Origin of the sequence: Echinicola shivajiensis (assembly GCF_018642165.1) — a bacterium.
In the GTDB taxonomy this organism is placed as follows: Bacteria; Bacteroidota; Bacteroidia; order Cytophagales; family Cyclobacteriaceae; genus Echinicola; species Echinicola shivajiensis.
This window is the reverse complement of sequence record NZ_JAHHZM010000006.1, coordinates 21,678-33,591: the sequence shown is the minus strand read 5'-3', so window position 1 is coordinate 33,591 and position 11,914 is coordinate 21,678. Positions and strand designations below refer to the sequence as shown.

The 11,914-nt window shown below is 37.7% G+C and carries 7 protein-coding genes; 5 read left to right on the top strand and 2 right to left on the bottom strand.

From position 1 onward, the window contains the following. The first annotated feature begins 244 nt into the window (after positions 1-244). The 5 genes from KMW37_RS12005 to KMW37_RS11985 all read left to right on the top strand — a co-directional run bounded on the left by KMW37_RS12005 (position 245) and on the right by KMW37_RS11985 (position 8,172). The gene (locus KMW37_RS12005; RefSeq protein ID WP_215224878.1) at positions 245-724 is read left to right on the top strand and encodes a YchJ family protein; all 480 of its coding nucleotides are present in this window, start codon (positions 245-247) and stop codon (positions 722-724) included. Positions 725-798: 74 nt separating this feature from the next. Further along, positions 799-3,141, top strand: a complete 2,343-nt coding sequence (locus tag KMW37_RS12000) for a type IA DNA topoisomerase (RefSeq protein ID WP_215224877.1) — start codon at positions 799-801, stop codon at positions 3,139-3,141. Positions 3,142-3,330: 189 nt separating this feature from the next. Beyond that, positions 3,331-4,428 carry a magnesium/cobalt transporter CorA gene (corA, locus tag KMW37_RS11995; protein WP_215224876.1) on the top strand — a complete coding sequence of 366 codons (1,098 nt, stop codon included), beginning with the start codon at positions 3,331-3,333 and terminating at the stop codon, positions 4,426-4,428. 195 nt (positions 4,429-4,623) lie between these two features. After that, positions 4,624-7,236: a PAS domain S-box protein gene (locus KMW37_RS11990; protein ID WP_215224875.1), complete on the top strand. Its 2,613-nt coding sequence runs from the start codon at positions 4,624-4,626 to the stop codon at positions 7,234-7,236. Between the two features lie 546 nt (positions 7,237-7,782). Continuing rightward, a complete protein-coding gene (locus KMW37_RS11985; RefSeq protein ID WP_215224874.1) occupies positions 7,783-8,172 on the top strand; it encodes a response regulator in 390 nt (129 codons plus the stop codon). 55 nt (positions 8,173-8,227) lie between these two features. On the opposite strand, the gene KMW37_RS11980 is transcribed toward KMW37_RS11985, so the two are convergent. Together KMW37_RS11980 and KMW37_RS11975 are read right to left on the bottom strand one after the other, a co-directional pair. Beyond that, positions 8,228-9,841 carry a fibronectin type III domain-containing protein gene (locus KMW37_RS11980; RefSeq protein ID WP_215224873.1) on the bottom strand — a complete coding sequence of 538 codons (1,614 nt, stop codon included), beginning with the start codon at positions 9,839-9,841 and terminating at the stop codon, positions 8,228-8,230. A 384-nt stretch (positions 9,842-10,225) separates the two neighbouring features. Beyond that, a complete protein-coding gene (locus tag KMW37_RS11975; protein ID WP_246581460.1) occupies positions 10,226-11,740 on the bottom strand; it encodes a sulfatase in 1,515 nt (504 codons plus the stop codon). Between the last annotated feature and the right edge of the window lie 174 nt (positions 11,741-11,914).

Here is an 11,914-nt window from a genome sequence, read left to right as displayed (position 1 = left end):
ATAAAAATCAAGGTAATATTTCACTCCACAAAATTTTAATGGAATAAAAAAAATGAATCTTGGTTATTCTTGTCCTCCTATTTTCTTTAATAATTTGATACTTTCTTTTGCATCATGTAGTTTGGGACCTTTTACATTTTTACAGAAGCACATTTTCAAAATCATTTTAAAGTTGCTTTAATCCATAAATTCAATGGATATATTTGCAGGGATTTTCCAGTTTATAAATAAGTAAAAAAGGGATATGATTGATTGTTATTGTGGATCGGGACGACATTTCCAACATTGCTGTAAACCTATTATAGAAAACCATTCCGCAGAAACTGCTGAAGAACTTATGCGATCCCGCTATACAGCATATTGTGTAGGTGAAGCAGCTTATATCCATCAGACTTCCCATCCCAAGGTCCGTAGCCAATATCGGCTTGAGGATATTCAAAATTGGTCCAAAGAAAACCGATGGACAAAACTGGAAATAATACATACCAATAAGGGTAATTCCTCAGATAATGAGGGATTAGTGGAATTCAAAGCTCATTTTATAGCCCCTGATGGAAAAGTCCATATCCATCACGAAAGGTCCTTATTCTTAAAAGAGGACAACAAATGGTATTATCTGGAAGGAAGTTTCCCAAAACCAACTTCGGTACAATCCCAAAAGATTTCCCGCAATGATCCTTGTCCCTGTGGAAGTGGCAAGAAGTTTAAAAAATGTTGTGGCTAACCATTATTGTTCTTTATTTTTAACCCTTTCAATTTATTCATCAGGAAATATTCAAATCCTGTTTTCCAGTTTCCATGAAAGTTTGCATCGCCGAAAAACCCAGTGTAGCCAAAGAGATCGCCCAAGTCATTGGGGCCAATACCAGAAAAGACGGGTACTTTGAAGGAAATGGCTATCAGGTCACTTGGACATTCGGGCATTTCTGCACGCTTTATCCTCCTGAGGATTATAACACCAGTTGGAAGCGATGGGACCTGTACACTCTGCCCATGTTGCCCACAAGGTTTGAGACCAAAGTCATAGATGACAGTGGGGTAAAGAAGCAGTTCAAGGTCATCCAACAGTTATTCAAGCAAGCTGAATTGGTTATCAACTGTGGTGATGCCGGCCAAGAAGGAGAACTTATCCAACGTTGGGTGATGAAACAGGCAGACTACAAAGGTCCAGTTCAGCGCCTATGGATTTCATCATTGACCACTGAGTCAATTCAATCAGGCTTTGATAATCTGAAGCCTGCGGAGGATTTTGACAACCTCTTTTATGCGGGAAGTTCAAGGGCCATCGGTGATTGGCTTTTGGGGATGAATGCTACAAGACTATATACACTTAAATATGGCGGGTACAAACAAGTTCTTTCCATTGGAAGAGTGCAAACTCCTACCCTAGCCATGCTTGTCCAACGGCATCATGAAATAGAAAACTTCAAGCCGGAACCTTATTGGGAACTTCAAACCCTTTATCGGGACACCAAATTCAGTAGTACTGAAGGTAAATTCTTCAAAAAGGAAGATGGGGAAAAGCTGCTTGAGCAAGTGAGTGGTAAAGACCTTTTTATAACTGATGTTGAAAAAAAGGAAGGCAAGGAATATGCACCAAAATTATTTGACCTGACCAGCTTGCAGGTGTACTGTAATAATAAATTCAGTTTTACCGCTGACACCACTCTTAAACTGGTACAGAAGCTATATGAGATGAAAGTGGTCACCTATCCGAGGGTAGACACCACCTTCCTGCCCAATGATATGTACCCTAAGGTTCCTGGGATTTTGAAAGGACTTAGCAATTATTCCCACTATACAGCACCTTTATTGGGCAAGAAGATCAGAAAGTCCACCAAGGTTTTCAATGACAAAAAGGTAACCGATCACCATGCCATTATTCCTACCGGTGAACAAAAGCCATTACCAAATGCAGAACAAAAGGTTTATGATATTATCGTAAGACGCTTTATTGCTGTGTTCTATCCCGATTGTAAAGTGGCCAAAACACAGGTAAATGCAGCTGTAGAAGAAGTCACCTTCCAGGCTAAAGGCAAAGAAATTCTTGATGAAGGGTGGAGAGTATTATTTCCCAAGGACTCAAAGAAAAATAAGGAGGAAGAAGACAAAGAAGATGAAGAAGGCATCTTACCTTCCTTTGATAAAGGGGAACATGGACCTCATGAGCCATCATTTACTGAAAAGACAACCAAACCACCTAAAACCTATACGGAGGCCTCGCTGCTCAGGGCGATGGAAACTGCTGGAAAACAAGTTGAAGATGAGGAACTCCGTGACCTAATGAAGGCCAATGGCATTGGAAGGCCATCCACAAGGGCAAGTATCATAGAGACCCTTTTTAGAAGAAAATATATAGAAAGAAGAAAGAACCAAGTTGTTCCAACTGAAATGGGGATACAATTGATCGGCACCATCCAAAATGAGCTATTGAAATCAGCTGAACTAACAGGACAGTGGGAAAAGCAACTCAAGGAAATTGAAGAGGGTGAATTCAGTGCGATCAAGTTCATCCACAATATGAAAAGCATGGTAGCTGAGCTGGTGCATGAAGTGCGCCAAGAAACAGGCAAACCAAGATTGGCTGCCCCAGAACCTCCTGCAAAAGCTACAACAAAAAACACTGAGGCCAAATCTGCCCCAACACAAAAACCAAAAAAGAGCGCTAAAAGCATCGAGGAAGTAAGTTGTCCAAAATGTAATAAAGGACATATCATCAAGGGAAAATCTGCCTATGGCTGCAGCAACTGGAAGTCAGGATGCAATATCCGTTTTCCTTTTACATTCTTGGAGAAAAAACTGACAGATAAGCAAGTCCAACGTCTCATTGAAAAAAAGGCCACTACCCAATTAAAAGGATTTATGCTCAATGGTCAAAAGGTGAATGGTATCATAAAATTAACTGGAGACTTTCAGTTTGAGCTTGAGTCAAAGGAAGAGAAGCCAAAGAAAACCGATGATAATAAAATGCCCTCTTGTCCTAAATGCAAAAAAGGAACAATTATAAAAGGTAAGACTGCTTATGGATGTAGTGAATGGAAATCAGGCTGTGATTTCAGGTTTGCATTTCAAGATATCAAAACCATAGCGAATGGTCGGCCGCTCACCAAAAAGCTCGTATTGGAAATTATCAGTAGTTAAAAGAGGAAATTAAAACAGGTCAAATAACCTTATATTTTTTAAATTAATTTTCTTTAAATAATTTAAACAAGCTAAATCATATGGTAGATAAACGTACTTTTTTTCATTATCTGCAAATATTTAAAAGGTGATAAAACCCAAAAAAAACATATCTTGTCATGAATGAAATCGGCCAAAAATTTTTCTAATATGATTAAACCTAAAATTCACTTGCCTTCTAATCCTTTTAAATTCATTAAAAAGCAAAAAGAGGAAATTGGTATTTCCCCTGATGAGTTATTGTTTCGGGGAATAAGGAAATCTGACAAAGTCCATTTAAGAATCATAGACTATGATGCTGAAAAGCTGACCGAAAAATCCATTGAAAATATAGCTGAGACTTTGTCATTTGCCAAAACCAAAACTGTTACTTGGTTAAATATTGATGGTCTCCATGATGCCCTCATAATGGATTATATCCACAAAGGCTTTGACCTGCAAAAACTCATTTTGTCCACTGTAATGGATACCCAGGCTAGACCAACAGTCCAGGACTATGAAACCTGCATCTTTATATCCCTTAAAATGTTATATCGGGATTCGGAGACTGACCAATTAATGGCTGAGAATTTAAGCTTGGTAATTTTGGATAAGCTGTTGATTTCTTTTCAGGAAAGAAAGGGAGATGTATTCGAACCAGTAAGGGAGAGAATAAGAATGCACAAACGACGCATTAGAAGTTCTGGAACTGATTATTTGGCCTTTACCCTATTGGATGTTGTCATTGATAATTATATCTACAACCTCGGTATATTGGGAGATAAAATAGAGGATTTGGAAGATATGCTTCTTACCAATCAAAGCAAAAAAATCATTAATCAAATCAACCGGTATAAAAGAGAGCTTAACTTCATCAGGAAATGTGTACAACCTGCAAAGGAAATGATATTGTCACTGGCCAAGCTTGATACGGACCTGATTGATGATGAAAATGAAATATACTTCAGGGAACTTCAGACCAATATCAGCCATGCTACTGAAACCTCTGATAATTACAGGGAAATGTTATCCGATCAGCTGAATATCTATCACACTACCATTAGTTCCAAATTAAATGATATCATGAAGTTCCTAACCATCTTCTCGGTTATTTTTATTCCTTTGACTTTTATTGCGGGGATTTATGGGACCAATTTTGATGTACTCCCAGAATTACATTACCAGTACAGTTATTATATCATGTGGATCGTAATGATCATTATTACCATTGTAATGTTGACCTATTTCAAAATTAAAAAATGGTTTTAGCTCCACTGATTTTCACTTCAAGGTCTTAAAATTTTCAATAAAAATCATTAAACTTTAGATCGATTTATCAAATCGTCTTAGCTAATCAAAAATGAAATTGATAATTGCAGAAATTCCCTAAATAATCATGAGAACACCTCTTGATTAGGAATATCAAACGCATTTAATTTTTAATAAGAGAAAGGGCTTTACCCGATGAACTACTTAGAGAAAGAGCTTAAGGATTTGCTTCAAAAGGATGATTCAATATTTGATTTTATCAAAGAATCCTCATTGGATGGAGTGTGGTATTGGGACATAGAAAACCCAGAAAACGAATGGATGGATGATAAGTTCTGGTCGACCTTAGGCTATGACCCTGATTCCATGCCACATAAATCTGCGGCATGGCAAAATATTATTTTTGAGGAGGATCTCAAAAATGTCCGGGTTAATTTCGAAAAACACTGTAGTAATCCAGATCATCCATATGATCAAATCGTTAGATACCGCCATAAGGAAGGTCACACTGTATGGATAAGATGTCGAGGAATGGCCCTTAGGGATCAAAGTGGCAAAGCCATTAGGATGCTGGGAGCTCATACAGACCTCAGTGAACTCAAAAAAAAGGAAGAAATACTAGAACAATGCAATACAGCAGCTGCCATTGGGTATTGGAGCCTTAAGCTCAAAACATTAAATCTTGATCTAGGAAAAGTAACCAAGAAGATACTAGAAATTAAAAATGATTGTCAGCCTCCGCTAAAGGCCTGTTTAAATAAATTGGAGAACTATAATGACAAACAATTAATAATTAACAGTAGCCGGCAGGCGATAGAAAACAACAGCCCTTTCGAGTTAGAAGTACCCATTCTTGGTTTAAACGGGAACAGGCATTGGATCAAAATTATTGGCATTCCACAAATCCACGAAGGTCAAGTCTTGGAATTTTATGGTACTATTCAAGATATCGATAAACAAAAAGTTCAAAGCCTCAAACTTACCAAGGAAAGAGAAAAGCTTAATAATGTCATCAAGGGCACCAATATTGGCACCTGGGAATGGAATATTCAAACAGGAGAAACTATTTTTAATGAACGATGGGCCAAAATGTTGGGCTATTCATTAAATGAACTTCAACCATTATCCATCAATACACTTGAAAAATTCATCCATCCTGATGATCTAATAAAATCACGCAAAAAGCTGGAGCAATACTTTTCAGGAAAAACAGATTTTTATAAATGTGAATGTAGGGTAAAGCACAAAGATGGGCATTGGATCTGGATTATGGACAAAGGAAAGGTATTTTCCTGGACACCAGACGGAAAACCCCTGCTTATGTTTGGGACTCACCGGGACATTACCACCAGTAAGCAAATAACAGAAAACCAAAGTCTCTTTATTAAACATGCACCCTCTGCACTTGCAATGGTCAACCTAGACTTTCGGTATATTGGTGCTTCTCAAAAATGGTTACAAATCTTTCATGTGGAGGAAGGTAAAATGGATAAGCTCACCCTCCTTGACACTTTTCCTGAAGCTAAAGACAAAATAGAAGAAATCAAGGAACACTGCATCAGAGGGAACAATCACTCTGAAGAAGCTTATAAATTAACCAAAGAAGGGAGTGTACAATGGCTTAAATGGGAAGCAAGTCCTTGGATAGGTGATAATGGTAAAGTAGGAGGATTTATCATGTCTGCAGAAGATATCACCCAACAAAAAGTAAATGAAGAAAAGCTAAAGATCAGTGAACTTTCATTCCTCAGAAATTTTTCCAATTCGGGGATTGGAATGGGGCTTGTCAGTCTGGAAGGTTATTGGTTAAAGGTAAATAAAAAGTTATGTAAAATAATAGGATATTCTTCAGAAGAGCTGCTTAAGTTAACATTTGCAGAAATCACTCACCCTGATGACCTAGAAACAGATTTGGCTTTTTGTGAAGAATTATTGGCAGGCAAAAGAGAAAACTATCAGATGGAAAAACGATACTTCCACAAAAATGGCGATATCGTTAATATCATTCTGGCAGTGTCCTTGGTCAGAGATGTCAAGAATCACCCCATGTATTTTATTTCCCAAATAATTGATATTACGGAATTAAAGAAAGCCCAGCAAAAGATCCAGACACTATTAAACACAACCCAAGAGCAAAACAACAGGTTACAAAACTTTGCCCATATCGTTTCGCATAACCTAAAATCACATTCAGGAAATATCGATTTCATGATAGATATTGTATTGGATGAAAAACCTGAATTAAAAGAGTTCCCAACAATTTCCCATTTAAAGCAAGCTTCAAAAAATCTTTCCGAGACTATTTACCATTTAAATGAGGTAGCTTTAATAAACACTTCTGTAAAGCAAAACCTAAAACGCATCTCGGTCTATGACTCCATTAATAAAGGAATAGAGAACATTTCAGCTTTAGCAAAATCTGCCCAAGTAAAAATCATCAACAGAATAGAACCGGGCCCCCAGATACTAGGGCTTCCTGCTTATCTGGACAGTATCATCCTCAATTTCTTGACCAATGGTATTAAATACCGTTCAAATGGAAAAGAAGACAAGTTAGAAATTAATTGCCATGAACAAGGAGACTATGTGGTTCTAACCTTTAAGGACAATGGATTAGGAATTGATTTAGAGCGGAATAGAAAAGATCTTTTTGGGATGTATAAGACCTTCCATAGACACCCTGAATCAAGAGGTATTGGTCTTTTCATTACCAAAAGTCAAGTGGACGCCTTAGGAGGTAAAATAGAAGTAGAAAGTGAAGTGGGCAAAGGAACTACCTTTGAGGTGTATTTTGAAAAATTTCAATAGGCGATTTCCTAAACTCAATAAACAGACTTGGATTTCAAATTGAAATCTACTATTTTAAATAATTAAGCACTGAATAATAAGCAATTACAAAACTTGCATTAGGTTTTGATTTTTGCAGGAAGATATTGCTTCACCAGCAATGCATATTTTAGACCAAAAGGTGGGGTGATGATTTCCAAATCCATACAATTTCCAAATCTATATGAAATTGCATTTTGTAAAATTAAATAATTCGGATTTTAAACTGGACTATTACTCGAAAGACACTGAAAGAACAATATCTATAAGTTTAGGTTATCTATATGACCTGTTCTTCACTAAACCTTGACTTTTAGATGATAGTAGTGTAAAAACAATAATTAAAGAATAAAATTTCAAAACACAATGAAAACAGCTGATGAATATTTCCTATATTTGTTTAGTGGTGTAACCAATAAAAAGTCATCACCCAAAAGATAATGAAAAGAAATATAGCAAAGTATCATCTACTTAGTAATGTAACTTTTCCCCTTAATTTATTGGTTAGCTATACATTTGGATAATGACATGAAGAAAATCAATAGTCTTTGCATTATAGATGATGATCCTATCTATACTTTCGGCTTGAAGAAAATAATCGAATTGGGCGGGTTCGACGTGGACACTATTTTTTACGAAAATGGAAAAGAGGCTTATGAAAAATTATCTGAAACCCTCAATGAGGGCAGGACTCTTCCTGAGGTGATTTTACTGGACATCAATATGCCAATATGGAATGGATGGAAATTTTTGGATGAATTCACAAAAATAAGAACCAAACAAAAGGCTAATATATATATTATCTCTAGCTCAATTGACCCTAAAGATCATGAAAAAGCTAAGGAATATGATGTGATTAACAATTTCATCATCAAGCCAATTTCAATAGAAAAAATCAGCCAATTGCTTATAAGTTGATCAAACTTGAGGTAGTCAGTCCTATAAAAGTTTTCCTCGCTGGAGGAACCCTTTTTCACTCCACTTCAAAAGACTGTATCGCTGACCAATCACTCCAATTAAGATGTTGGTCTCTATACCTTACCTTCCAATAATACTTCTTCCCTGAAGTCAATAGTTTAAACACTTTTTCATCTGTAAGGTCATCATCTTTTTGTTGGTTTTCATTATAATACCAATTCTCATGCTGTTTCCAACTATCAAAAATCAGATTGGAGAATTCTGGATCAGTGCTGATTTGCCAATTTGAGGCGGCATGGAATGCTTCTTTTCGATCACTCTTAAATTCACCAGCCTGAAGCACGAGACCTCTCGCTGGGACCAATTCATTTACAGGAAATATATTTTTAGGGACATGTGGTTTTCTTTCCATTTTCCACACAGTAATAGAATCCGTCAGATCATTGTCCTTGGCCAGATATTGATTACCACGACTCATCCTTTTAACTGTAAATTTTGGATCAGCAGGATTCGCATCCACCTCTACCATAACAAACCCATATTCATCTTGAGTTACAGTAAACTCATCATAATCCCTGCCCTCAAATTCTCCCCAATTATCCAATGCACCCCCTGCCGAGGCAACATTGACCCAAAGGTGCTTATGATCTTTTGACTGACCCCTGGAGTACCCATGTGTATGTCCAAAAAAATGTATGCTAGGCTTTCCTGTTTTTTCTGTAAAGTCCTCTAGCTTTTTCACTACCTCTCCAGAAAACTCCTCCTCCCCTGGTATCCAGAGTTCAGATTTATGTGGATGGTGCATTTGTGCAAAAACAAAGTCTATTTCCTCCATTTCTGCCGTTTCCTCCAAAATCTTATCCAACCATCTCAGTTGATAGTTACTACCTCCAATCCCGTCATCTACATTGGAATTTAAGCCCAATATTCTGGTATTTCCATAATCTTTGTACCACCAGTTCTCAGCAAACTCTGGGCTACCGTTCTTAGGAAGACTGAAATACTTAAAATAAAAAACCGATTGGTTTTCATGGTTTCCCAGGACTGGATAAACAGGCACTTGTGAAAAAAGCTTTTGTGCTGGTTGGAAGAAATGTTCCCTCCACTGGATATAGTTTGCCCCATTTTGAACTAAATCGCCTGGAATAAGTACCATAGCCAGATTTTCTGGAACCTCACCTTGAAACTCTTTGTCAAGATAGGCCAATATCCCTTCATTGACTACCTCATAAAACTTATCAGGTTCATTCCCGTCTATCTGCATATCACTCATGGCTACCAAATTGAAAGACTTCCTGTCCTTTGCAAATGGGGGAGTTTTAAACTGATAAATATCAGAAAAAGCCTTTCCTGTCCTCACCCTATAATAATAGACGCTTAATCGTTCCAAACCTGTCAGGGAGACTTCATGGACCCGGGCATCTGTAAAATTAATATCAATGGAATTCCCAGAAGTACTATTACCTAAATTAGGTGTAAGCCCCCACTCAACAATACTTTCCTCACCACTATCTGTTTGCCACATTACAGTTATCGAATTAGGAGAGGCATTTTGAAGATAAGGTTCTATTTCGATTTGCTGGGCATTCAAATTACCCACATTACAAGCAAAAAGAGTCAACAAGCAAGTCAAGGCTACACGATTGAAATCCAAAAACAATAATCTCATTATGATCAATTATGATATTTAAACATGTTAAGGTGTGCAGCAAATATTCTTCTATGATTATATGATCAACAAAAACTCCTTAATGAATAAGAATTACTGCATCTACTTAATATTTGACAAAAATAACCATTGGCATCTCATACGCACTCGATTAAACATTATCATTATGTAAACCCTATTTTATTAAAAAAGGCTATTGAGTAAAAAAATCAATCTAAAATAAGCCGCTGTCTCTTGCCACTTATGAAGCTATAATGATCCGCAGAATATGACTTGTAAAAACTATATTAGTATGCTTCTTCATTAAAAAGAAAACCACATTGCAAAAAACAATGTGGTTTTTATATCCATTAAAGAATATTTAATGCCTGATAAAGTCTAAGGTTATTGCAAGGCCATTTGCGGATACGGGACAGGCATGCCTGTGGCTTTTATAATCGGCATTTGTGCCTTGGTTTCCTTTAGATGCTTGGTCAACAATTCTGCCAATTCAGAAGCCATTTTAGGGTTCTGATTTATTAGATTGTTCTCTTCACCGATATCCTTAGTAATATTAAATAGTTCCATCCTTTGATCTGCGTGATGATAAATCAATTTCCAATCACCCTTTCTTACTACACTGTATGGGGGCTGGTCATAGGTATTGGGGTAATGCCAAAACAGGGCTCTCTCTCCATCCGCTTTTTCTCCATTCAATAACGGGACAAAACTTTGACCATCCACTTCTTTGTCGATCCCTTTTGAAATACCTGCCATTTCCAAAAAGCTAGGATAGATATCTTCAATGATCAGGTAGTCATCGATCACCCTGCCCGGCTGGCTCACACCTGGCCACTTTACGATCATTGGTACCCTGATGCCTCCTTCATAAGGCGTTATCTTATGCCCTCTCAAAGGCAGGTTCTGAGGGGTTTGTTTAGGACTACCATTGTCAGACATAAATACAATGATGGTATTGTCTTTCACACCTAACTTTTCCAACTGCCTGATGATATCGCCCAGGGATTTATCCATTCCCTCGATCATGGAAGCGTAAGTAGCTTGAAATTCTCCTAAGCCAGCATCTATATACTTTTGATAAAAACGCTCATCCTTTTCCCAAGGGGCATGAATCGCATAATGGGACATGTATAAATAAAAGGGTTTCCCTTTATCCACTGCAGTGGCAATGGCCTTATTGGCCTCCAAGGTCAGGGCTTCCGTCAAGAAAATTTCTTTTCCATGGTACTTTTCCAAACCCGGCACATCCCAAATAGGACTGCCTGATCTCCAGACGGCACTAAAATCATGCTTTCCATGATAACTTCCAGGCCCTCCTGCGGCATGTCCAGCTATATTGACATCAAAGCCCAGGTTTTTAGGATCCTCTCCCGGCGTACCCTCGGCCCCAAAGTGTGCTTTGCCCACATGGATGGTTTCATAACCAGCCTCTCTCAAAAGCTGCGGAAGTGTACTATGGTAAACAGTCAAATCCTGTCCTTCCTGATCACTCAAACCATTTAAGTTCCATTTTGGGGATTGCAATATAGGATGATCCTGGTCAGGGGATTTATCTTTCCTTAATGTCCAGGAAGTCACCCTATGTCTTGCGGCATTCATACCAGTCATTAAACTGATCCTTGATGGGGAACATACTGCCGAGGCATAGGCTTGGGTAAACTTATCCCCCTCGCTGGCCAGTTTTTCCATATTGGGGGTATAATATTGCTTATTGAGTGTGGTCTTTTCGGTGTAAAAAGGCACAGAAGTATCCTGCCAGCCCATATCGTCTACAAAGAAGAAAACTATATTGGGGGCTTTCTTCTGTTCTTCAGTTTGGGCCAAAAGCATTCCCGAATTTAAAATCAGGATAAGTAAAAATATAGAGCCGAAAGCTTTTATTGTTTTATTTATCATCATAATAATACTTAATTTATGTGTATCCGCTGTGCTGCATGTAGCCGAATAAACAAAGGGTTTAACTTATTTTTAGACTTTCCTACTTTTTCCATCGATGAAAAAGTAGGAAAAAAATCTAGACCGTGGAGCCTCCCGCCACGGGCGGGCAAGATATTCAAATTGAGCCGAATACGG

Excerpts from the sequence above, each read along its gene's own strand:
- KMW37_RS11980 (WP_215224873.1), bottom strand. The coding sequence starts at position 9,841 with ATGAGATTATTGTTTTTGGATTTCAATCGTGTAGCCTTGACTTGCTTG.
- KMW37_RS12000 (WP_215224877.1), top strand. The coding sequence starts at position 799 with ATGAAAGTTTGCATCGCCGAAAAACCCAGTGTAGCCAAAGAGATCGCC.
- KMW37_RS11975 (WP_246581460.1), bottom strand. The coding sequence starts at position 11,740 with ATGATGATAAATAAAACAATAAAAGCTTTCGGCTCTATATTTTTACTT.
- KMW37_RS11985 (WP_215224874.1), top strand. The coding sequence starts at position 7,783 with ATGAAGAAAATCAATAGTCTTTGCATTATAGATGATGATCCTATCTAT.
- corA (WP_215224876.1), top strand. The coding sequence starts at position 3,331 with ATGATTAAACCTAAAATTCACTTGCCTTCTAATCCTTTTAAATTCATT.
- KMW37_RS11990 (WP_215224875.1), top strand. The coding sequence starts at position 4,624 with ATGAACTACTTAGAGAAAGAGCTTAAGGATTTGCTTCAAAAGGATGAT.
- KMW37_RS12005 (WP_215224878.1), top strand. The coding sequence starts at position 245 with ATGATTGATTGTTATTGTGGATCGGGACGACATTTCCAACATTGCTGT.